Source organism: Oecophyllibacter saccharovorans (genome assembly GCF_006542375.1).
In the GTDB taxonomy this organism is placed as follows: Bacteria; Pseudomonadota; Alphaproteobacteria; order Acetobacterales; family Acetobacteraceae; genus Oecophyllibacter; species Oecophyllibacter saccharovorans.
In genome coordinates this window covers 201,128-222,494 of sequence record NZ_CP038143.1, presented here as the reverse complement: position 1 = coordinate 222,494, position 21,367 = coordinate 201,128, and the positions used below count along the sequence as shown (strand labels likewise).

The 21,367-nt window shown below is 57.3% G+C and carries 19 protein-coding genes, 1 tRNA gene and 1 other RNA gene; 7 read left to right on the top strand and 14 right to left on the bottom strand.

What is annotated here, in order from left to right:
• Positions 1-165: 165 nt before the first annotated feature.
• The 6 genes from ftsL to zwf all read right to left on the bottom strand — a co-directional run bounded on the left by ftsL (position 166) and on the right by zwf (position 5,762).
• Positions 166-1,038, bottom strand: a complete 873-nt coding sequence (ftsL, locus tag E3E11_RS00950; protein ID WP_141450763.1) for a cell division protein FtsL — start codon at positions 1,036-1,038, stop codon at positions 166-168.
• Entirely contained in the window at positions 1,035-2,045 is a 1,011-nt protein-coding gene (gene rsmH, locus E3E11_RS00945; protein WP_141452024.1) for a 16S rRNA (cytosine(1402)-N(4))-methyltransferase RsmH, read from the bottom strand. The genes ftsL and rsmH overlap by 4 nt, the downstream gene beginning before the upstream one ends.
• A gap of 44 nt (positions 2,046-2,089) precedes the next feature.
• The gene (mraZ, locus tag E3E11_RS00940) at positions 2,090-2,563 is read right to left on the bottom strand and encodes a division/cell wall cluster transcriptional repressor MraZ (RefSeq protein ID WP_141450762.1); all 474 of its coding nucleotides are present in this window, start codon (positions 2,561-2,563) and stop codon (positions 2,090-2,092) included.
• Between the two features lie 540 nt (positions 2,564-3,103).
• Positions 3,104-3,520, bottom strand: an RNA gene (rnpB, locus tag E3E11_RS00935) — RNase P RNA component class A.
• Positions 3,521-3,614: 94 nt separating this feature from the next.
• Positions 3,615-3,989 carry a hypothetical protein gene (locus tag E3E11_RS00930; RefSeq protein ID WP_141450761.1) on the bottom strand — a complete coding sequence of 125 codons (375 nt, stop codon included), beginning with the start codon at positions 3,987-3,989 and terminating at the stop codon, positions 3,615-3,617.
• Between the two features lie 264 nt (positions 3,990-4,253).
• A complete protein-coding gene (zwf, locus tag E3E11_RS00925) occupies positions 4,254-5,762 on the bottom strand; it encodes a glucose-6-phosphate dehydrogenase (protein WP_141450760.1) in 1,509 nt (502 codons plus the stop codon).
• A 475-nt stretch (positions 5,763-6,237) separates the two neighbouring features.
• Between zwf and E3E11_RS00920 the strand changes: the two genes are divergently transcribed.
• Entirely contained in the window at positions 6,238-6,513 is a 276-nt protein-coding gene (locus tag E3E11_RS00920) for a DUF2312 domain-containing protein (protein WP_141452023.1), read from the top strand.
• Between the two features lie 62 nt (positions 6,514-6,575).
• Here E3E11_RS00920 and E3E11_RS00915 read toward each other — a convergent pair whose 3' ends face one another.
• Positions 6,576-7,490, bottom strand: a complete 915-nt coding sequence (locus tag E3E11_RS00915; RefSeq protein WP_141450759.1) for a LysR family transcriptional regulator — start codon at positions 7,488-7,490, stop codon at positions 6,576-6,578.
• Positions 7,491-7,613: 123 nt separating this feature from the next.
• On the opposite strand from E3E11_RS00915, the gene budA reads away from it, so the two are divergent.
• Positions 7,614-8,339 carry an acetolactate decarboxylase gene (gene budA / locus E3E11_RS00910; protein WP_141450758.1) on the top strand — a complete coding sequence of 242 codons (726 nt, stop codon included), beginning with the start codon at positions 7,614-7,616 and terminating at the stop codon, positions 8,337-8,339.
• Positions 8,340-8,551: 212 nt separating this feature from the next.
• Entirely contained in the window at positions 8,552-10,237 is a 1,686-nt protein-coding gene (alsS, locus tag E3E11_RS00905; protein ID WP_141450757.1) for an acetolactate synthase AlsS, read from the top strand.
• 192 nt (positions 10,238-10,429) lie between these two features.
• On the opposite strand, the gene obgE is transcribed toward alsS, so the two are convergent.
• The 3 genes from obgE to rplU all read right to left on the bottom strand — a co-directional run bounded on the left by obgE (position 10,430) and on the right by rplU (position 12,241).
• Positions 10,430-11,524 carry a GTPase ObgE gene (obgE, locus tag E3E11_RS00900; protein ID WP_141450756.1) on the bottom strand — a complete coding sequence of 365 codons (1,095 nt, stop codon included), beginning with the start codon at positions 11,522-11,524 and terminating at the stop codon, positions 10,430-10,432.
• 102 nt (positions 11,525-11,626) lie between these two features.
• Positions 11,627-11,893, bottom strand: coding sequence for a 50S ribosomal protein L27 (rpmA, locus tag E3E11_RS00895; RefSeq protein ID WP_141450755.1), 267 nt, complete (start codon positions 11,891-11,893; stop codon positions 11,627-11,629).
• Positions 11,894-11,920: 27 nt separating this feature from the next.
• The gene (gene rplU, locus E3E11_RS00890; RefSeq protein WP_141450754.1) at positions 11,921-12,241 is read right to left on the bottom strand and encodes a 50S ribosomal protein L21; all 321 of its coding nucleotides are present in this window, start codon (positions 12,239-12,241) and stop codon (positions 11,921-11,923) included.
• Between the two features lie 550 nt (positions 12,242-12,791).
• On the opposite strand from rplU, the gene E3E11_RS00885 reads away from it, so the two are divergent.
• Positions 12,792-12,881: transfer RNA gene (locus tag E3E11_RS00885), tRNA-Ser, on the top strand.
• Positions 12,882-13,265: 384 nt separating this feature from the next.
• Positions 13,266-13,916, top strand: coding sequence for a LabA-like NYN domain-containing protein (locus E3E11_RS00880; RefSeq protein WP_141450753.1), 651 nt, complete (start codon positions 13,266-13,268; stop codon positions 13,914-13,916).
• A 38-nt stretch (positions 13,917-13,954) separates the two neighbouring features.
• Here E3E11_RS00880 and E3E11_RS00875 read toward each other — a convergent pair whose 3' ends face one another.
• The gene (locus tag E3E11_RS00875) at positions 13,955-16,204 is read right to left on the bottom strand and encodes an FUSC family protein (protein WP_141450752.1); all 2,250 of its coding nucleotides are present in this window, start codon (positions 16,202-16,204) and stop codon (positions 13,955-13,957) included.
• 45 nt (positions 16,205-16,249) lie between these two features.
• The gene (locus E3E11_RS00870) at positions 16,250-17,575 is read right to left on the bottom strand and encodes a UdgX family uracil-DNA binding protein (protein ID WP_141450751.1); all 1,326 of its coding nucleotides are present in this window, start codon (positions 17,573-17,575) and stop codon (positions 16,250-16,252) included.
• A 181-nt stretch (positions 17,576-17,756) separates the two neighbouring features.
• Between E3E11_RS00870 and E3E11_RS00865 the strand changes: the two genes are divergently transcribed.
• Positions 17,757-18,233, top strand: coding sequence for a Ros/MucR family transcriptional regulator (locus tag E3E11_RS00865; RefSeq protein ID WP_141450750.1), 477 nt, complete (start codon positions 17,757-17,759; stop codon positions 18,231-18,233).
• A gap of 161 nt (positions 18,234-18,394) precedes the next feature.
• Here the strand turns inward: E3E11_RS00865 and E3E11_RS00860 are convergent, their stop codons facing one another.
• Both E3E11_RS00860 and trxB read right to left on the bottom strand, forming a co-directional pair.
• The gene (locus E3E11_RS00860; RefSeq protein WP_141452022.1) at positions 18,395-19,342 is read right to left on the bottom strand and encodes a LysR family transcriptional regulator; all 948 of its coding nucleotides are present in this window, start codon (positions 19,340-19,342) and stop codon (positions 18,395-18,397) included.
• Positions 19,343-19,550: 208 nt separating this feature from the next.
• A complete protein-coding gene (gene trxB / locus E3E11_RS00855; protein ID WP_141450749.1) occupies positions 19,551-20,564 on the bottom strand; it encodes a thioredoxin-disulfide reductase in 1,014 nt (337 codons plus the stop codon).
• Between the two features lie 338 nt (positions 20,565-20,902).
• On the opposite strand from trxB, the gene E3E11_RS00850 reads away from it, so the two are divergent.
• On the top strand, positions 20,903-21,334 hold the full coding sequence (locus E3E11_RS00850; protein ID WP_231119070.1) for an Lrp/AsnC family transcriptional regulator: 432 nt from the start codon (positions 20,903-20,905) through the stop codon (positions 21,332-21,334).
• Positions 21,335-21,367 lie beyond the last annotated feature (33 nt).

Here is a 21,367-nt window from a genome sequence, read left to right as displayed (position 1 = left end):
GATGAGGGGCGGGCTGGGAAAGGACAGGGCGGTTTGAGCAGAAGGCGTTCAGATGGCCGGGCAGATGGAAACACGCTCTGGAGACACGGTTCAGAGGGGCCTCAAAGAGAACTGAGCTGGGGAAAACCCTCTTGAAGAAGCGCCACCTTCAGAGCTCAAGCCTGCTCAGTCTGCAAAGGGCTGCGGGGGTGGCAGCGAACCGGTTGAGCTGGATCGGGCAGCGTGGGGGTGCCAGGCAGCCATGGTCGGCTGGTTGCCGGTAACATCGCCGGAGACCGGCGCTTCATGGGGGGAGGCGCCAGGCTGGTGCCGAGGATGGGTCTTGCGGGACTGATTCTGCAGCGTCAGCATGGCCAGGGTTTTAGCCAGCGAGCCGCTGCGCGTTGTGTCTCGGGAGGGGGAAAAGCGATCAGCAGTGGAGGTGTCAGGGGCCGTTACGGTATGGGTTGCAGGTGCGTCAGCATGGATGAGGGGGAGCCTTGGCACGGCACGGGCCATGACTGTACGCAGGGCGTGCCCATGTCTGGCACCGCCATTGCCCGGTGAGGAAGAAAAGGCATTGTCTGCCAAGGCCGCTCTGTCGACCCTGTGTTCAGGCGTTTCGTGCCTGCCTGGTTTAACTTCCGGCTCTGCTTCAGCCATCACAGGGCCAGTGAGTTTGTCGTCCTGCCGGATCACAGGGGTGACAGAAGTGGCCGATCCATGGGGGGCAGTGACGGCGGCCAGCTGTTTCCTGCTTTCAGGCACGCGGGCAGCCGGGAGGCGCTCAGCGAGTTTATCCAGGCGTACGAACTGGGTTGGCTGAATGGCCTGAAGCTGGGGCAGGACACGGGTGGTAAGGGCCGCAAGCCGGTCAGGCTGATTCAGCAGCGCCCATTGGGTACGAAGCATGGCCGTCTGCGCCTGCACATTGCGCGCTTCATGGACGGTATTGGTGATATCCTGGTCCAGCACGAGGGTGTCATGCTTCTTGGCATAGAGAAACAGGCCGGCGCCTGCAGCCATCAGAGCACAGAAGAGGGTGACAGGTCGGATCAAGAGACTTCTCCCGGTGCTGCCGATCCCGAAGCTGCCGAAGCAGAGAGAGGCAGGGTGGCGGAATGGACAGGAATACGCCGCAGAGCACGCAGCCGCGCACTGCGAGAGCGGCCATTGAGGCGCAGCTCCTCCTCGGAGGGAAGGAAGGGCCGTGTCTGGAGGAGCGACCATTCAGGCTGCTCTGACCGGCTTGCAAGCTGAGGCACGTAGCGGGAGGCGCCCTGCTGGCGTCCCGCAAGACGTTTCATGGCCTGCTTGACCAGCCGGTCTTCCAGAGAATGGAAACTGACCACCACGAAAGTCCCTCCCGGTGCCAGCAGTTTGGGCGCTGTTTCCAGAGCCCGCTCCAGCTCACCCAGCTCATCGTTCACAGCGATTCTCAAAGCCTGAAAGGTCCGCGTGGCAGGGTCAAAGCCCGGCCGTTCACGCGGAAGCGTGCGCCGGACAAGCTCTGCGAGCTGGGCAGTGGTGGTAAAGGGGGTCTGGGCACGAGCTGCCACGATGGCGCGTGCGATGCGCCGCGAACGCCGTTCTTCACCGTAATGGTAAAGGATGTCGGCCAGCGTTTCTTCGCTTTCCTCATTGACCAGATCAGCCGCTGACCGTCCCTCAGCGCTCATGCGCATGTCGAGCGGACCGTCATGGCGGAAGGAGAATCCCCGTTCACCCTGATCGAGTTGGAAAGAGGAAACGCCAAGGTCAAGGACGATTCCGTCGTAAGGCGCATGATCGCGGGCCAGCTCGGCCATGTTGCCGAAAGTGCCGTGGTGCAGATGCAGGCGGCCGCCTGCCTGGCGGCTGATGTCCCGGCCGCGCGCAATGGCGTCAGGGTCCCGGTCAATGGCATCGACAGTGCAGTCAGCTGCCTTCAGGAGGGCCGTGCTGTAACCGCCAGCGCCGAAAGTGCCGTCCAGATAGCGCCCGCCATCCCGCACGTTCAGGCAGCTGAGAACTTCAGGCAGCATGACGGGGAAATGACCTTCTGCCGCCTGCAATTCCGCAGGCATCGGCGTCCCGGTGGAGGGATGAAGAGAGGAAAGCTGCATCATGCTCACGCTTCCCCGGCTTCAGCCGGGGCGCGCCGGCGGGCTGTCAGGGTGCGTGCCCGTGCCCGGGCTTCCTGACGGCGCGCGGCAGCCGCTGCCGGCTCCCAGATCTGAAACACCCGCCCAAGCCCCATGAAAGCAGCTTCGTTCTGCAGCTCGGCATGCTGGCGCAGCGCTTCAGGCAGGAGAATGCGCCCTTCCCGGTCGCTGTCCAGCGGCCAGGCATCCGCATAGAGGCTGGCAGCCAGATCTTCATGGTCTTCGGAGAAGGGATCGTATTCGGCCAGTGGCGCAGCCAGCGTTGCGAATCCACTCGCAGTCCAGCCTTCGATGCAGGGATGCAGATGGGAAGGGCGGAGGATGACGAAGGCTTCACCAGGCTGGGCCTGGGCTTTCAGAACGGAGCGGAAGGATGCCGGCACAGAAACGCGGCCTTTGGCGTCGATCCGGTTGTGATGGCTTCCGAGAAACATGCCCATTTTACTGAAAACGCCTCCCTCGGTCCAAATCACTTCTGAAATTGAAAGCCTGTGTCAGAACCGCTGATTCGGAAGCTTCCTACCTCAGAAGTCCTGCTTCAGCGTCGCTATGGGATAACATGGGATTTCATGGGCGGTCAAAGTCTTAATGGTGACAATTGGCCGGAAACTGCGCCTTCTTTAGAGGTCAAAAAGGAATGATCGCCACGCACATATTGCCGCCATATTTGCCTGGATAGCCGCTTCTGCTCCCAGCTCCGCTGCGGAGTCGGGCAGGAGGAAACAGGATCGATTCAAGGGGTGTCGAAAGGTCTGGAAACGTCGGAAAAATGCGGGTGAACGCATGGGCGTTCTCGTGTCGGCTGGTCCGGCAAAAAATGAGCCGGAAGTCAGCTGAACGAGCGGGGCATTTATCTGAAAATGTACGGCGCATTCAGTTGCTGTCAGCACGTTCCCAGAGTGGATTTCAGGGAATCAACAGGAGATTTAAATGCAGATACCTGTGAAGCTGCGGCAGATATGCAACAGTCAGGACAGGTAAGGACCAGACGGCCTGTAAGCCGGGTTCTGTCCGCTCTCAAAAGCTGAGAGGGGGCGATCATTCCTCTGGGACAGGTCTTACAACCTGCCTCGCGCGACCAACCCGAACGACAGGGCAGGTGACCCTTGGTTCTTGCGAACCAGCCGTTCCTATTCGGTCTTGCTCCCGGTGGGGTTTACCATGACCAGGCCTGTTGCCAGGCCTGCGGTGCGCTCTTACCGCACCGTTTCACCCTTATCCGTGCCTGAGCTGCAGGCAGCCTGGCAGACGGACGGTCTTGTTTCTGTGGCACTTTCCCTGGGGTCGCCCCCGCCGGCTGTTAGCCGGCACCGTTTACCTGTGGAGCCCGGACTTTCCTCCATGGTCACGGAGGCCTTGCGGAGCTCCATGATCACGGCGACCGCCCGGCCGTCTGGTGCAGGCTAGATGGGGTGGGCGAGGTGAAAAAGCAAGGGGGCAAAAGGCGAAAAGGCACAGGCAGCCATGAAGAAGGGCTGCTGGGAAGAAATTTTACTGGAAAGCCTGAAAATGACCCGGGTTATTGGCATCGCTGAACATGCGCCGCGCGCCACGTTCGACCCGAACCTTGAAAAGCGTTTTCGCATCGGGTTTGGCCCCCGGACAGCCATTGCCTTCCCGGCCCAGCACCTCAATCGTAACCGGGTCCTTGTCAGCCCCGTTGACGAGGAAAACAAGGCATTGCTCTGGCAGGTCAGTCAGTCCGTCCTGGATGAGACGGGTGCGAAGATGCTCGACGAGCGCCGTATTGTCAAACCAGCTGAGGTCCTTGAAGGTCATCTTGTCGTAAACGGCATTCATCATTCCGGTTTTCATGATGACCCACATCAGGAGAGCTGCAGGGAGGACCACCATGAGACGCCGCATCAGGTGCTGCTTCAGGGTACGGGGGGTCCGCCGGGGGAGAGGAGAGGAAGAGGTCAAAAGAGATTACCTGTCTTGCGAATGGTGAGACCGCAGAGAGAGTGCGGAAAGCATTCTTTCTTCACTCGCAGATTATTGCGGCTTTATCTACAGGCACTATGGGCTTGTTGGGAAAGCTGCATGTAAATCCCCATGAAAAAGGGCGGAGGTTTAAACCCCCGCCCTTTGTGGTGAGCAATCAGTGGCCGGTTGTTACACCGGCAGAGCTCAGCCTTGGCTGATGTCCAGCCGCTCGTGCCATTTGTCGCCGGTCTGCGCCACCAGCTTGTTGGCGGCTTCCGGACCGTGTGAGCCGGCAGGATAGGTTTCCATTTTGGTCTTGTTTGCCGCCCAGGCACGTAGGGTGGGTTCGATCCAGTCCCATGCCGCTTCGACTTCATCACGCCGGATGAAGAGACCGGGATTGCCTCGTACCGCGTCCAGCATCAGCCGCTCATACGAATCGGGAATACGGATGGTGGAGAAATCACCTTCCAAGGTCGCATGCTGCAGCGTGAAAGTGGGTGAGCTCGGATCCTTGATGTTGAAGGTGAGGGCGAAACCTTCATCGGGCTGCAGGCGGATGGCCATGTAATCGGACTGGACCTGATCGCCAAAGAGATTCTTGAGCCCCGGTTTGAAGGTGACCACCACCTCGCTGTCCTTGCGCTTGGAACGCTTGGCCGTACGCAGATAAAAAGGTACCCCTTTCCAGCGCGGCGTGTTCACGTAAGCCCGTACGGCTGCATAGGTCTCGGTGTTGCTGGGCTTGCCAAGTTCCTCGATATAGCCAGGCACACGGTGGTCGCCGATGCCGCCAGCCGTGTACTGGGCGCGAACGGTTTCCTGGCCGACATTGGCTTCGGTGATGGGCTGAAGGGCCTTGAGAACGGCAACCTTGGCATCACGGACTGCATCCCCGGTAAGGGATTTCGGCGGGTCCATGGCGCACAGGCTCAGAATCTGCAGCAGGTGATTCTGGATCATGTCACGTGCCGCACCGGAACGGTCATAATAGTCAGCCCGTCCTTCAACGCCGACAGTTTCAGCCGCGGTGATCTGGATGCTCTGGATGTATTCACCTGACCAGACGGCATTGATGAAGGGATTGGCAAAACGAATGGCCAGAATGTCCTGAACGGTTTCCTTGCCCAGATAATGGTCAATGCGGAAAATCTGATTTTCACCGAAGAACCGGCTGACACCGTCATTGATCTTCTTGGCCGAAGCACTGTCAGTGCCGATGGGCTTTTCTAGCACCACGCGGGAATTGGGCGTGATGAGGTGATGGCTGGCAAGATTTTCGCTGATGGCCTCGAAAATCTGTGGTGCCGTGGAGAAGTAGAAGACGCGGACGCGGTGAGGATACTTGTCCAGAATGGCTTTCAGAGCATCCCAGTTGCTGTCGGGATTGGTGCCATCAATCGTGACGTAGTTGATCATCTGCAGGAAACGATCGATCAGTTCAGGATTGATGGTGCCCTTGGGGAGAAAGGTATCAAGGGCCTGACGTGCCATCTCTCTGTACTGCTCGCACGTCATGTCGGAACGGGCGGTGCCGATAATGCGTGAGCCTTCGGGAACGTGCTTGACACGAAACTGATTGTAGAGAGCGGGCAGGAGCTTGCGCATGGCAAGGTCACCCGTGGCGCCGAAAATAACGTAATCGAAGACGGGCGTATGTTCGCCTTCCGCGGCAGCGGAAGCTTGAGTGCTGTCCTGACTGGCTGAGGCCATGATGGAAATCCTTTCTGGTCGGGAGGGGCAGCGGCCGGGCGGGCTTTACGCAATAGTTGGAGTTAGCTGGCGTCGGACGGAGAATTCTCCTGCTCAGGCCCGCAAATGGTCGTTAGGCCCTCTCGCTTTTGTATGCCTCTCTTGTTCTGTCCTGACCCACTTTCTGTCAAGGCGAGGCTGCTATGTGCTGCTGCAGAGCAGCCCCGCAGCGGGAACAGGCCAGTCACCTGGCTGCTTGAACGACCCGTGCGCACAGCAGCAGGACTGCAGGGATTTGTTGACCAATTCCGGTCATGAAGATTAAGTCGCTGGGTGTGGGCGCCGCTCTTAAGCGTGCTGGCAGGGTCAGGTTTTGCGCGGGTTCAAAATGGTGGCGGCGCTCGATTTGAAAGACTATCAACTTGCTATTTGACTGTTTGAGCAGGCGAACGGAGGGACGGGAATGGATATCGGCAATGCAACTGATGCAGGCGCGATGGGTGGAAGTGCCGCGAGCACCCAACATGAGGAAGCCGCAACGGGGGGGATCGCTGCTGACCGCCTGCGTTCCATCATTGAACGCGTTGAGCGGCTCGAAGAGGAACGCAAGGCGTTGGGTGGGGATATCCGCGATATTTTCGCCGAAGCCAAATCAGCTGGCTTTGACGTAAAAGTGATCAAGCAGATTTTGCGACTGCGCAAGCAGGAACCGGCAGAGGTGGAGGAGCAGGAAACCCTTCTCGATATCTATCGGCGCGCCCTTGGTATGTAAGGGGTCTGAAACGGGGGAGCGCTGATACGGTCCGTAATAAGCCTGCCTGTCACTCCCACTGCTCAGGGCAGCAGGGTTTCCATGGGAATGGTTTTGGCGACTGTCTGCAGAACAGTGCAGAATTTCTCGACCAGTGGGGAAACGGGACCGCGGCGCAGGCCGATGGCCAGGGTGGCTATCGGTGCCGGTGGGGCAATCTTGTGGAACGTGACGCCGCCCGTATGAAGCTGACGCAGGGAATTGGGCACGATAGAGATGCCCAGTCCTGCTGCCACGAGAGGCACGGTGCCGGAAATCTGCGGTGCCTGTTGACCCAGATTGGGGCTGAGACCGACCTGGTGATAAGCCGAAAGAATAGCATCATAGAAGCCCGGGCCCAGCTCACGTGGGAAAATGATCAGGGGTTCATGGGCAATCTGCTGAAGCGACAGCGTTTCCTCCTGGCCGTATGGGCGGCCGGCGGGCAGGGCGATAAGGGTCGGCTCTTCCAGAAACGGGCGGAGTTGCAGATGGCTGGGATCAATGACAGGCGGACGCAGAATCGCGATGTCGACATTATGTGCCTGCAGCATGTCGCACAGCGTGGGGGTGTTGCTTTCTTCCAGTGACAGGGTCACGTGCGGCACCAGCTTGCGAAAACGCCGGATCGCATAGGGAATGATGGGCACCAGCGGGGCTGCGCCCGCCAGTCCGATGCGAAGATGTCCTTCCACGCCCTGAGCCAGGCCACGGGCTGTTTCAACAAACTGGCGCTCAAGATCGAGGATCAGGCGCGCGCGTGGAAGCAGGGCTTCTCCGGCGGCTGTCAGGACCACACCGCGGGTCTGGCGCAGGAAGAGCTGGATGCCCAGCATATCTTCCATTCGTTTGACCTGTTGGCTCAGGGGCGGCTGCTTCATGTTCAGCCGTTCAGCTGCCAGGGTAAAGCTCCCTGTCTCGGCCACGGCTACGAAATAACGGAAGTGATGGATGTTCATGAACGCCTTGGAGAATATTAAATTAATATACCAAGAGGTTTAGATATATATTTGCGCAATGACAAACCGTCTCTTATAATTTTCTGGAACTCAACAATAACCACGTTCGCCTGAGAGGACATCATGACGACGCATCATCCGAAGAATCGTCTGTTTCAGACTTCCACGATGGCTGCTTTGCTGGACGCCGTCTATGACGGCGACATGACAGTGAAAGAACTGCTCACCCACGGAAACTTCGGACTTGGTACCTTCAATGGTCTGGATGGGGAAATGATCGTCGAAGACGGAATTGCCCACCAGTTCCGCGCTGACGGTCTCGCTTCCGACGCTTCAGGCAATCTGAAGACGCCTTTTGCCTGCGTGACCTGGTTCGAGCCGGAAAAGACCGTCACGATTGACGGACCCTGCACGCGCGAAGAATTCGAGCACCGTGTCAACGAGCTGATCGACAATCCCAATCTTTTTGCAGGTATCCGTTTCACGGGCCATTTCAACAAGGTCGAGACGCGGACAGTGTTCTGCCAGCACAAGCCCTATCCCCCGTTGCTGGAAGTGGTGGCCAACCAGCCGACATTCACCATGACCGACATGAACGGCGTGATGCTTGGCTTTCGCACGCCGCCTTACATGCAGGGGATCAATGTGGCCGGTTTCCACCTGCATTTTCTGAGCGAGAATCAGAAACATGGTGGGCACGTGACAGAATATCTCCTGGGCGCGGGCAAGCTCGAAGTGGCGCGCATTTCCGAGCTGGATCTGTCACTGCCTCTGACCAAGGCCTTTGCGGAGGCTGACCTGCAGCCGGTCGGTCTCAATGAAGCCATCAGAACGGCTGAAGGCGGCTGACTCCTGTTGAAGCCGGTCGGTGGCCTGGCCGATCGACCGCAACAGAGGATTGGCGGCACTGTTTTCTCATTTTCAGAAGCCCACACACGGGGACTTGATGAGGGAACAGGATCGCACAAGCGTAAAATCGAAAAGAGAACGAAACAGTTTGAAACCCTTGGAAAGGCTTAGGTCGCCGAGCCGGACCATTTGGGAAAGGAAGCGTTATTCTTATGAGCGACAAGAAAAAAGATGAATCTGCAGCACGCCTGATCGTCAAAAATCTCGAAGCACATGGCGTCAAGGATGTTATCGGCATTCCGGGGGCCAAAATTGATCGTCTTTTTGATGAGCTGGCCGATTCCAGCATCCGCACTATCGTGGCCCGCCATGAACAGAACGCTTCTTTCATCGCCAGCGGTTTAGGCCGTATCACCGGCAAGGCCGGTGTGGCCATCACGACTTCCGGGCCGGGGGTGACCAACCTGGTGACCGGCATGGCCACGGCGACTTCTGAAGGTGACCCGATGCTGGCCATCGGTGGCGCGGTCGGTCGTGCCGACCTGGTCAAGCTGACCCATCAGAGTCTTGATACCGTGAGCCTCATGCGCCCGGTCGCCAAGTTCAGCTCGCTGATCGGCGCACCCAATGCCACTTCGGAAATCGTCAGCAACGCCCTGCGTGCGGCTGAAGGGGGTCGGCCGGGTGCGGCTTTCGTCAGCGTGCCCATGGATGTGCTGAATCTTCCGGCAAATGCACCGGTTATGGGTGGGATTGATGCCCCCCCGCCGGGCCCGGCCCCTCATGACCTGATCGCTTCAGCGGCCCGGATGATCAAATCTGCCAAACGGCCGGTGGTTCTGTTGGGCATGCTGGCCAGCACACCGGAAAATGCCCAGGCCACGCGCAAATTCATCCGTCAATGCGGGCTGCCGGTAGTCGGCTGCTATCAGGCCACCGGTGTCATGGACAAGGAGCTGTTCAACTGGTGGGGCGGGCGTATCGGGCTGTTCCGCAATCAGTATGGGGATCTGCTGCTGGAAAAATCCGACCTGGTGATCACGGTCGGTTACAACCCCATCGAATATGACCCGGTGTTGTGGAATCTTCACCCCGACCGTCCCATCGTCAATGTTGACGTGGTTCCGGCCGAGCTGGACAATTCCTTCATGCCGACTTCCGAACTGATCGGCTCCATTGCTGATACCATGTCATTGCTTGCTGATGAAACCGGCAAGTTGACAGCGGCGCCGGAAATGACGGGCATTCTTGAAACCTATCACCGCAGCCTGAAGGAAGTTTACAACACCATCACGCCGCCTGCCCGCAACACGCTCCATCCGTTGGAGATCGTGCATGTCCTGCAGGATTTCATCACGCCGGACATGACCTTGTGTTTTGACATGGGCTCGTTCCATATCTGGCTGGCACGTTATCTTTATGTGTTCCGTGCCCGTCAGATTCTTATCAGTAACGGTCAGCAGACGATGGGGGTCGGCTTGCCCTGGGCCATTGCCGCAACGCTTGTAGCGCCCCACCAGAAAGCCCTTTCCATCTCCGGTGATGGCGGTTTCATGATGTCAGCCATGGAGCTGGAAACAGCTGTGCGGCTGAAGAGCAATATCATCCAGATCGTCTGGATTGATGAGCACTACAACATGGTGGAGATCCAGGAGAAGAAGAAATATGGCCGCGGTACAGGCGTCTCCTTTGGACCGATCAATTTTGCCGAACTCGCCAATTCCATGGGCGCCAAGGGCATCAATGTTCAGAACGTTGATGAACTGAAAGCCGCCCTCAAGGTGGGCATGGAAACTGAAGGTCCGGTTCTGATCGCTATTCCTGTCGATTACACCGATAATCCCAGCCTGATGAAACCCCTGCCGGAACTGGGGGGAACGACTTCCGCTTCAGCGTGAAGTTCCTGGAAATATCAGCCGGAACATGAACGGCCTGAAGAAAAAGAAAGGCGATGATCCTCAGGGATCATCGCCTTTTTTATAAACTCAGGGAAAAATCGGAAATTCTTCAGACTGACGATCAGTAAACCATCCTAAAGAACACTGGCAGAAATTTCAGGCAGGGGGACAGAGGAGGGCGCCCAAGAGAAGTCAATCGTATTCCACAGCTGCGTCGTTTTCCCCGTCGTAGTCATCATCAGGCGCATCATCAATTTCCACGAGATCGTCTTCCTCTTCCTCCCATTCCTCAGCTCGGGAGGCATTGACCCGATCCTGCAACAGGCGCAGCAGTTCAGGCAGGCCTTCGCGGCTGACGCCGGACATAAGATGGACTTTTTCTCCCGAGGTTTTTTCAAGGGCTGCACGACGCTCTTCCACTTCCTCAGGAAGAAGCGCATCACATTTGTTCAGCACCAGCACTTCCGGCTTGCTGGCCAGTACGGGATCATAGGCTTCCAGCTCGCGTCGGATGAGCTTCCAGTTTTCCAGGTAGTTCTCGTCAGTGCCGTCAACGAGATGAAGGAGCACAGCACAGCGTTCCACATGACCAAGGAAACGATGGCCCAGTCCGGCGCCTTCACTGGCCCCTTCAATCAAGCCCGGAATATCGGCAATGACGAATTCTTCATTGGCATTCTGGCGTACTACCCCAAGCTGGGGATGAAGAGTAGTGAAGGGATAATCGGCAATTTTCGGCTTGGCGCGTGAAACCACGGAGAGGAAAGTGGATTTCCCGGCATTCGGCAGGCCGACCAGCCCAACGTCAGCCAGAAGCTTGAGACGCAACCATACCCAGCGTTCCTCGCCAGGGTAACCTTTGTCGGCACGTCGAGGTGCGCGGTTGGTGCTGCTTTTGTAATGCGCATTTCCCAGCCCACCATCGCCACCCCGGCATAGAAGGATGGTCTTGCCTTCCTCATCCATATCGGCCAGCAGCGTTTCACGGTCTTCATCGAAAATCTGGGTACCTACCGGCACGTCAATGACGACGTCCTGAGCTCCAGCGCCAGTACGGTTGGCCCCGGCGCCGTTACCGCCCTTGCGGGCCCGGAAATGTTGCGTGTAACGAAAATCGATCAGGGTGTTGAGATTGGGAACCGCACGGAAATAGATGTTTCCGCCGCGTCCGCCATCCCCGCCGTCAGGACCGCCGAATTCAATGTATTTCTCGCGGCGGAAGGCCACCACGCCATCTCCGCCGTCACCGGAGCGCACATAGATCTTGGCCTGATCAAGGAATTTCATGACTCACTCCGGGGCGGGGAAGGGGAAGGGACAAGAAAGGGCCGATTCCCGAAAGAACCGGCCCTTGCATTATCCCTTATCTACCAAGGTGGCAAAAAGGTTTTATTCAGCTGCTTCCGGTGCCGCCACGGAAACGAATACACGCCCCTGGCCACGACGCTGAAAGCTCACATGGCCGTCCGTAAGCGCGAAAAGCGTGTGGTCACGGCCCATGCCGACATTCTGGCCGGGATAAACCTTCGTGCCACGCTGGCGCACGAGGATGTTTCCTGCGACGACGCCCTCGCCACCGAATTTTTTGATGCCAAGACGACGCCCGGCGCTGTCGCGTCCGTTGCGGCTGGAACCGCCTGCCTTTTTCTGTGCCATTCTGGTCTCTCCTTAAAGGTAATGCGCTCAGGCGTTGACTTTGGTAACGCGCAGAACCGTCATCGGCTGACGATGGCCATTCTTGCGGCGGCTGTTCTGGCGACGACGCTTTTTGAAAATAATCACCTTCGGAAGCCGGTCCTGTGCGATGACCTCTGCGGTTACGCTCGCGCCTTCGACCTTGGGAGTGCCGACCTTGAGTTCACCATCGCCTTCACCGCCCACCATCAGGACGTCATCGAAGGTATAGGTAGCGCCTGGCTCGGCATTGTCGAGCTTTTCCACTTTCAGAACGTCGCCATTGGCAACACGGTACTGTTTTCCGCCTGTGCGGATGACTGCAAACATGCAAATCTCTCTTCAAATGTTTCGAAAGCCTCGTGCTCGCCCCTCATCCTGAGGTCATTCAGGCGCCCAGAGTCTTCTGAGTGACAATTCCCGCAAAGGGAGAAGGCACATACGTTCTGGATAGCCATGAAAACCGGCGGAGACCTGTCCTGAAAGCAGGGCAGGGTGGAGAGGAGGGTCGGAAACCCGGACTCGCTTTTTGTCATTGGCCCGCCACTTCATGTGACAAGGCAGGCGGATTTCTTACAGCTTTTCAAAGAAGAGGTCAATGAACTTCAAGGTCTCTTCATTTAATAATCCCTGGCGCTTCAGGCGCGGGCGCAAGTGTTTTTCTCAAGCTGGGAGCGGGGATGCAAGGCCAGTGAAGAGGGATGGGCTGTCTGACGCACACCCCCCTTGCTTTCGAGCGCTTTTTTGGCCATATAGTCGCCTTATCGAGCTTTTCTGCTGGCTGAAACTGTCCCAGCCCTTCATTCTGTCACCTGAAAGTCTTGCCAGCCTACTTATGGTCCTGGAGCTCAGAGGCGGAAATTGATGTGAAAAGCGTCCCGGAGAGGTGCCAGAGTGGTCGATTGGGACGGTCTCGAAAACCGTTGTGCCTTCACGGGCACCGTGGGTTCGAATCCCACCCTCTCCGCCAATCCTCAGTCTCAGCTTTGATTTGAAGACTTTTGGAAAAGCTGGGGAACTGCTTGATTTCCGTAAAAATCTATTTAGCCAGGCCTATTGGAACGCGCCTGTCAGGACGCCGAGGTCCGGGCTTTTCTGGTCAGTTCTTTCCCAGCTATACGCTGTCTCTCTATTCGGTTGCGATGTTTGAACTATCTGAACGCCTATCAATAAGAGTAAGGAAAAAGAGTAAGGAAAAGTCGTTTCCGGCGCGTACAATCAGAATCCTACAAAAGTCCTTATAAGCCAGAAGTATAAAACTCTTTTCAGACTTTATAACGGTGTCTGGGGTATTGTATGTTCCAAGTTCTGTTTATTGTTCAAAAATCCTATCATTTTGGAGTGCTTTATAAAAATGCCTACTTATGAGACTGATGAAGAAGACTATAAACATTATATGGACTCTCTGAGAGACCAGCTGAAAGATTACTTTGATGGCGGTCGCACCAAGATTTTGATTGACCATGCCAATCTAGAATTTTCATTGAAAAAGCTGCGTTTTCGTTTCGATTATGAGAAATTCCGAAACGAGATGAAGGCTTCAGCCAATCTACGCGGCATATACTGTTTTGTCTCTGTGCTTCCGAATGACCCGAAGCGCGGGAAGTTCGTCTCTTTCCTGGAATATAACGGCTATCGCGTGATCCGTAAGGATGCCAAGAGCACCTATATGGGAGAGGGAGAAACCCTTCCTATCCTGGAGGAGGGGGCCACAGAGGGTGGCTGGCGCTCGGAGCCTGAACCTCTCCGCCGCATCAAGGGCAACGTGGATGTTGAGTTGACAATCTATGCTCTGGAGCACTGTCGGCTGGCCGATCATATCGTCATTCTTTCAGGGGATGGCGATTTCCGCATGTTGGTTGAGCAGTTGCAGAAGAACGGCAAGGAAGTCACCGTGATGTCAACCGCCCGCACCCAACCTTCGGTTGTGGCTGATGAGCTGCGGCGTCAGGCCGATAATTTCATCGAGCTCGATGAGTTCCGCCCCTTATTTGAGAAACTTTGAGCTCACGGCAGCGCCTGATGCTGTGTCTGTCAGGCGCGTCAGCCAGGTTGCTGAGCGGCCTGGATTTTGCCAGGAGCTGGCTTATCAGCAGGTGAAGGCGTGGAAAGCTCTTCTCCAGTGAAAGGCTTGGTGGGGTCGAGGAAATTACGGTTTGTCCGCAGAATATGGGCAATGATCATCAGGTAGGTGATGGCACGCGTGATTTCCAGCCGCGTGATGATGTCATGCGAGGGCGTGTCCATTTCACGCAGGCGACGGATGGCCATGGTGGCGGCTTGGGCGGCCTGCGCATAGCGACGCGTGGGAAATTCAATATAGTGCAGAACCAGCGCGATGGGACGCCGGGCGCTCTCGGGCAGATATTCACGGTCCATGAGTGTGCGCAGGCGGATGATATTGAGGCCGAGAGTAAGCGTAGCCAGGGTACCGCGAATGAAAGCCTCAATGATCTGCGGAGGCGTATTGCCGGCATGGCGCAAAATGCAGGAAAAACGGTCCATGCCATGGGCCACCCAGGCGTTGATGCTGGGCAGGCGCCCAGGCTGAGCCAGATGGCGCAGTTCCCGCAGCATGCCTTTGCGCAGCCGGAAACGCTCGCTGGCTGCGCTGAAAGGCAGAATGGTGCGGAAGATGATGACCGCAAGGGCAGCGGCCAGAACGGTGGCCATGTTGCCGTTGAAGAACTGCATCTCGTTCATCACGTGATGGTTGCTGAGCCCCAGCATGGAGGGCATGAGCAGACTGTAGGCCGCACCCCAGGCCGCTGTGGCAGCATGGGCCTTGGCCAGGCCGCCGATCATCATCGCACAGCTCAGGATAAGGATGAGCGGTTCATAGACCTTGACGATCGGCATGAAGAGAAAGACCAGAAAAAAGGCCACCACATAGCCGGTCACCACCCCCCGAAGGAAGTTCAGGGTGCCGAGAACCGGATTTTCCTGCGTTGCGTAAAGCCCCACGCAGAGCGACGCGATCCCGATGAAGTGAAAGCCTTCCGTCCAGGCGGTGACTTCATAGATCAGCGCGGTAAGGATGACTGCCATGGAAGCGCGCACACCGTTATTGAGGGCGAGGCGGCTGTCACGATGGGTCTGGCGCTGAAAATGGAAGTGATCGCCGCGGATGAGATGCGTGCTGGCATAATATTCCAGAATGGCGCGTTCCAGATCGCCCAGCAGTTCTCCCAGGGACACGAACAGCACGCGCTCATCCAGTTCCGGAACGGTCGTTTCAGTCGTGTTCTCGGCCTTCATCCGAGCCACTTCATCTGAGGTCAGCTCCGAGGGATGGGAGACCAGATGTGTGGGGGTCAGCCGGTGGGGGGCTGCGTACTGGCGACAGATATCGCGAAGATGCTGCAGTTCCGACAGGAGGTCGGGCAGCAGGCTTTCATCAGAAATGACTTTGGGAAAGGCGTCGAGAAAGTTGAGGACCTCGTCGGCAACGGTCTGGTAATCGGAGTGATGGCGCGCGAACAGGTGGAGCTGACTGGCAATGCCGAAGCCGCGGGCAAGAAGGACCGAGATTGCTGCCAGAGCGGCGCGCGCATGATCACCTTCATGGCCGTGAGGACCCATTTCGATCTCGGCAAATTCAATCCGGTCAGCAATGCGCAGCATGGTACCGAACTGCTGACGGGCCATGTTTTCAGCCGCTGTACCCCGCCTCAGGATACTGGCAAGCGTTGTGGTTGCCACGATCAGGGCGCTTTGCAGCGTCTGTTTCAGGGCACGATGGGCAAGCAGGATCTGGTTGGGGGAGAATACGAAGGCCACCAGTGTCTCGCAGATCACGCCCAGGATGATATAGGAGCCACGCGAAACGGCGATCATGAAGACGTGGTTGCCGTCAGGGGCTGCGTCAGTGGCCACGATGGCGCAGGTGTAACCGGCCAGGACCAGGGCATAGGCGCGGAAGTTGCTTACGAATGTAGCCAGCCCGCTGCAAACGCCGACCCATATGGCCAACAGCGGAAAGAACAGCCACGGCGCCTGGGGGACCAGCGCATGTAACCCGATACCGGCAGTGGAGCCGATGAGGGTGCCCACAATACGCCAGCGTGCTTTGGAGAGGCTTTCCCCTCGCGTGAGCTGCGCGACAGACCAGACCGTCATCGCGGCCCAAGCGGGGCTGTCCAGTTCCATCCAGAGGGCGACCCCTAAAGCCAGGCAGGCGGCCATCGTGGTCCGGAAGGCGAAGACGACAGCTTTGAAATCGGGTTGGAGCAGCCAGCTTAAGAGGGATCGGCGCTTGGGAAGTAAAGACGTTGAAGCGCCGGAGTTGGCCATCGGTTCCGCTCGAAATTCCGTATTGGTGGAAGAGGTGGCTGAAGCCTACTCCTCTTTTGAATCCGGTGCGAGGGCAGAGAGAGCCAATTTCAGGTCTGTCACGAATTTCCGGTATTCTTCCGCGCGCCTTTGCGGATCAGGCACGCGCAGCAGAAAAGAGGGATGCACTGTTACCAGTCCTTTGCCGCCTGAAGGCAGATCGAACAGTCTGGAGCGTTCACGCGAAATGGTTACCGGGCGCCCCAGAATTGCTGAAGCGGCCGTTACGCCCAGCATGACTGTCACTTGCGGCGCCAGAAGACGCCGCTCGGCAGCCAGCCAGGGGGCGCAGGCCTGGACATGCTGGGCTTCCGGCTTCTGGTGCAGGCGCCGTGCGGGTGTCTGGATGAAGCGGAAATGCTTGACGGCATTGGTAAGCCAGTAATCGCCCCTTTGCCCGCCGGCTTCCTGAAGCGCCTGGTCGAAAAGCTGTCCTGCGGGCCCTACAAAGGGCCGGCCTGTCAGATCTTCCTGGTCACCTGGTTGCTCACCAACGAAGATCAGCCGGGCACCAGTAGCCCCTTCTCCAAAGACCGTCCGGTTGGCAGCCTGGCTCAGCGGGCAGAAAGCACAGTCGACAGCCAGGCAACGGAGCGCATGCAGGCTGGACGCCTGGTCGATCTCTTCAGGGGCGGGAGGAAGACGGAACGTGTCCACGCCGCGCCAGTAGATGCTGTGTTGTGCCGATTGCCCATGACGCTGCGCAAAATCGTGCAGGAAAAGGGCTTTTTCGGTTTGTGCCTCAGGGGCTGTATCAGTATCGGGAATTGAGGGAGGCTCGGGGGCAAAGATGATCTGGCTGTTTTCACACAGCAGGAGCCGGCCTGGCGTGTGCATCAGCCATGGTTGGGGGCGCAGGCGCCAAAGGGCTGACGCCTGACTGTCCAGAAGCGGGACGGGAACCTGAACATGCCGGAAGGCAGGCGTGCTTTGGAGCGGCGGGGGGAGGCAAGCGCGCAGTTCCAGAGCTTGGGCGCGTGCCTGTGCGGCGAGCGCCTGGAGTTTTCCCAACAAGTCTGGCTCAACAGGTTGGGCTGGCGTGTCGCGATAATGTTCCAGAAGCCGGTAAAGCAACGAAAAACGTTCGGGATGACCGGAAGCAAAAACAGCGGAAATCAACCGGGCTGTCTCGCGTGGTATTGCGAAAGCAGGAGCAACCTGCGGTAGAGAACGCTCGCTGACCGGGGCGTAAAGATCAGCCGGCGGCGTGATCTGCCAGTCAATGTCGGTGTCTGGAACACGGTCATAAAGCAGCTGGCGCGACCAGGATCGCCATCCGCTAAAATCACTTGGACTGGCAAGAGGGACTGAAATTGGAAGTTGAGCGTTCATGTAGATAGGGCAGATAAGAGAAGTGACAACAGAAAATATTTAAATCAAGTATAATAAATACCGAATTAAAAGAATAAATTAGTTTTAAGCCCTGCACAACTGAGAGAGAGTAGTGTATTAGAGTAATTCGCTCATCTTTTTGAGATGAAGTTAGATTACTTTTATTTTAGAAGGTCATTCCATGCCTGACCAGGCTGAAAACAATGTTCCCCAGCTATTGCGCCTGACCACAGAGATTGTCGTGGCAAAAATCTCAGGTTCTCCCATTTCTGCAGAAGCTTTGCCGGCCCTGATACGTAACGTTTATGGCGCTCTGGCCGGTCAGCCGGCTGAAGGCGAAAGCAGTCGTGCGGAAACCCGCCAGCAGCCGGCCGTTCCGATCCGCAAATCCGTTTTCCCCGATTACATCATTTGTCTGGAAGACGGGAAAAAGCTCAAGATGCTCAAACGGCATCTGAAAAGCACTTACGGGATGACGCCTGAACAGTACCGGGAAAAATGGGGACTGCCGGTCGATTATCCGCTGGTTGCCCCCAATTATGCCAAGCGCCGCTCCGCTCTGGCCCGCGAGATCGGACTGGGTCGCAGCATCGGTTCCACCGCTGAAGGGCGGCGCAACCGTTATACGGCCAATCAGGATGCCAAGAGCAACGGCTAAAGAACTGCCTGCTCGTTACCAAGACGGCCTTTACTCCAGCCAGTCTGGAGCAAAGGCCGTTATGGCTTTGGCGCTGGCTAAAAACTTCCGGTAGACGTGGATTGCAGAAAAGCCGTCGCTCTGCCGGAGAGTTGCGGATAGGCTGAACTGAGCTTTGTGTTTCAGTGGGTTGCGTGAAGAACGCCTTCTTCAGCAGCCAGGCGGTTCTCTCCCAGCTCATGACGATCATCGTTCAGTTCAGCAAGCAGGAAATCCCGAAAAACGGAAATACGTTTCGAACTCCTGAGCTCTTCAGGATAGACGAAGAAGGCTTCGAGCTGGGGGGGGCGGATTTCCGGCAGAATGCGCACGAGCTCCGGGTAGCTGGCTGCTGTATAAGGCGGCAGGGCCCCGATACCGTTTCCGGCTGCTATGGCCGTGGCAATGGCGGCGACGCTGTTGACGGCAAGGGGAATATGCGGGTGAGTGACCAGCTTCTCCTTGATCAGGCGCTCCAGAAGCCAGTTGATATGGGGCAGGGGAGGTTGAGGGCCTGAAAACCCGATCAATGCGTGCTGCTCCAGGTTTTTCAGAGTGCGTGGGGTGCCGTGTTCCTGCAGATAGGCCCGACTGGCATAGATAGGCATGCTGAAACTGGCCAGATGCCGTTGAATCAGGTCGGGCTGGGTAGGGGGATGCATGCGAATGGCCACATCCGCCTCACGCATGCTCAGATCAAGATCGGCGTCTTCCAGCAGCAGTTCCACATTGACGTCTGCATGATCTTTCAGAAAGCGGTGCAGGCGGGGAATGAGCCAGCAAAGACCGAAATCCGTTGTCGTCGTCACCTTGATCTTACCGACAGCCCGCTCGCGGTTCTCACTCAGGAAAGCCTGCGTCATGGCCAGCTTGGCAAAGACTTCCCGGGCTGTCTGGTGCAGGACTTCACCCTGTTCGGTCAGGATAAGGCCCCGTGCATGACGGTGAAAAAGGGGAACGCCCAGAACTTCCTCCAGAGCGGAAATCTGGCGGGACACTGCGGACTGGCTGAGATTGAGACGATCCCCGGCATGGGTAAAGGAACCGGCTTCAGCAACGGTGTGGAAGATACGGAGCTTGTCCCAGTCCATCTTGGGGCTCCCATGGAGTCCGTCTGTAGAGCCGGTGTGTGCTTTGCTCATGTCGCCCCATCCTGTGCCTGTGCTGGACTGTCTTGCGGGGCAGGTTCCCTAAATTACCTGATGGGGTCAAGCATTTGTGAAATCTTTCTTGAGCTGAAGGTTGCCGGCTTCTCAACCGTCTGCTGATGGTCGTGCCTGAAGCAAAATACTTTTCTGCTCAGACGTTTTTGGAGGCGTCTTTCCTTTTCCTGTTGGCAGCGGCCAGATAACGTTCGGCTTCCAGAGCGGCCATGCATCCCGTACCGGCTGCGGTGACGGCCTGACGGTAGATTTTGTCCTGAATATCCCCAGCGGCGAAGATGCCCGTGACGGAGGTGCAGGCCGTTCCGGGAATGGTCTGAATATAGCCTTCTTCATCGCAGGCTACCTGGTCGCGGAACGGACCGATATTGGGAATGTGACCGATCGCGATGAAAACACCGTCAACCGCCAGCTTTTCAGGGGCAGCGGCGGGATTTTCCGTATCCCGCAGCTTTACGCCGCTGACCACTTCCGGTGCATTTTCGCTTCCTTGCGGCACTGTTCCATAAATATCGTCGATCTCACGATTCCAATGGATATGGATTTTCGGATTGGCCTTTAGGCGTTCCTGCAGAATCTTTTCGGCCTTGAGCGAATCACGGCGGTGAATGAGGTGAACGTTCTTGGCATGATGTGTGAGATAGAGGGCCTCTTCGACTGCGGTGTTGCCCCCGCCGACGACAGCAACATCCTTGCCGCGATAGAAAAACCCATCGCAGGTGGCGCAGGCGGAAACCCCATGACCCTGAAATTTCTTTTCGGCTTCCGTCTCCAGCCATTTGGCGCGTGCACCTGTGGCGATAACGACAGAACGGGCCAGGTAGGTTGTCCCTGAATCCCCTTTGAGATGAAAATAGCCTTCAGCGTCTGGACCGTTTTTCAGCTCAGCCTGCGTGATGAGGTCATAAATGATTTCGGTGCCCATATGCTCTGCCTGAAGGCGCATCTGCTCCATAAGCCACGGTCCGCCCACCGGCTCGGCAAAGCCGGGGTAATTCTCAATATCCTGGGTTATGGTCAACTGGCCTCCTGGTTGCAGACCGGTCACCAGCAGGGGCTTGAGGGCGGCACGTGCCGCATAGATACCGGCAGTGTAGCCGGCCGGGCCGGAACCGACGATCAGCAGATCGGTACGATGAACCGTGGTCATGAAGGCAGAAACTCCTTTGAAGGTCGCGCCCCTGTCGGGCCTGCAAGCGGTCCAGCTTTGCCGAGACGGTTTGCGGGTCGGATTTCCAGTAAAGATAATTATTCTAAGCTAAAGCCAAGGGGGATGAACAGCAGGGATCCGGCCGCTTTTCAGCGCCTGGCGCGCAGCTTATACAGGCAGCAGGCAACGAGGGAGCTGAAAAAGTGCTTTCCATCTCAGCGGTAACCCACCTGACAGGAAACAAGTGAATGCGCCGGAACCCCTCCAGCCCTGCCGTAAATTGGGTCGTCAGCGGTCCTGACACCGAGCGCGTTCTTGAACTGGACGAAACCGATCGTATGATTCTCAGTGAGCTGCAGCGTGACGGGCGTATGACCAATGTCGAATTGGCGCGCCGGATCGGCATGTCTGCGCCGCCTTGTCTGCGGCGGGTCCGGCGGTTGGAGGAGCTTGGCGTCATCCGGGGGTTTCATGCCGAGCTGGATGCGGCGCAACTGGGCTGGCCCGTCAGTTTTTTTGTCCTTGTCGGGCTGGACAGCCAGAAAAGCCAGGTTCTTGAAGAATTCGAGCAGACAGTCATCGGCTGGCCGGAACTTCAGGCCTGTCACATGCTTAACGGGGCTGAGGATTTCCTGCTGCACGTCCTGGCCCGTGATGCTGCTCATCAGCAGCGTCTGATTCATGAACTGACAGAAATGACGCATGTCGTGCGCCTGCGTTCGTTTCAGGACATCAGAACGCTGTCGCCTCACAAGGGCGTACCGCTTTGAAATTCAGGCGTTGTTTTGTCCAGTCCTTCTGCA

Coding starts and splice junctions, on each gene's coding strand:
- E3E11_RS00930 (WP_141450761.1), bottom strand. CDS start 3,989: ATGCGGCGTCTCATGGTGGTCCTCCCTGCAGCTCTCCTGATGTGGGTC.
- E3E11_RS00915 (WP_141450759.1), bottom strand. CDS start 7,490: ATGAACATCCATCACTTCCGTTATTTCGTAGCCGTGGCCGAGACAGGG.
- rpmA (WP_141450755.1), bottom strand. CDS start 11,893: ATGGCACAGAAAAAGGCAGGCGGTTCCAGCCGCAACGGACGCGACAGC.
- E3E11_RS00860 (WP_141452022.1), bottom strand. CDS start 19,342: ATGGACTGGGACAAGCTCCGTATCTTCCACACCGTTGCTGAAGCCGGT.
- trxB (WP_141450749.1), bottom strand. CDS start 20,564: ATGACCACGGTTCATCGTACCGATCTGCTGATCGTCGGTTCCGGCCCG.
- rsmH (WP_141452024.1), bottom strand. CDS start 2,045: ATGCCTGCGGAATTGCAGGCGGCAGAAGGTCATTTCCCCGTCATGCTG.
- E3E11_RS00865 (WP_141450750.1), top strand. CDS start 17,757: ATGCCTGACCAGGCTGAAAACAATGTTCCCCAGCTATTGCGCCTGACC.
- mraZ (WP_141450762.1), bottom strand. CDS start 2,563: ATGGGCATGTTTCTCGGAAGCCATCACAACCGGATCGACGCCAAAGGC.
- E3E11_RS00870 (WP_141450751.1), bottom strand. CDS start 17,575: ATGAACGCTCAACTTCCAATTTCAGTCCCTCTTGCCAGTCCAAGTGAT.
- alsS (WP_141450757.1), top strand. CDS start 8,552: ATGAGCGACAAGAAAAAAGATGAATCTGCAGCACGCCTGATCGTCAAA.
- E3E11_RS00920 (WP_141452023.1), top strand. CDS start 6,238: ATGGGTGGAAGTGCCGCGAGCACCCAACATGAGGAAGCCGCAACGGGG.
- rplU (WP_141450754.1), bottom strand. CDS start 12,241: ATGTTTGCAGTCATCCGCACAGGCGGAAAACAGTACCGTGTTGCCAAT.
- obgE (WP_141450756.1), bottom strand. CDS start 11,524: ATGAAATTCCTTGATCAGGCCAAGATCTATGTGCGCTCCGGTGACGGC.
- budA (WP_141450758.1), top strand. CDS start 7,614: ATGACGACGCATCATCCGAAGAATCGTCTGTTTCAGACTTCCACGATG.
- E3E11_RS00850 (WP_231119070.1), top strand. CDS start 20,903: ATGATTCTCAGTGAGCTGCAGCGTGACGGGCGTATGACCAATGTCGAA.
- E3E11_RS00880 (WP_141450753.1), top strand. CDS start 13,266: ATGCCTACTTATGAGACTGATGAAGAAGACTATAAACATTATATGGAC.
- zwf (WP_141450760.1), bottom strand. CDS start 5,762: ATGGCCTCAGCCAGTCAGGACAGCACTCAAGCTTCCGCTGCCGCGGAA.
- E3E11_RS00875 (WP_141450752.1), bottom strand. CDS start 16,204: ATGGCCAACTCCGGCGCTTCAACGTCTTTACTTCCCAAGCGCCGATCC.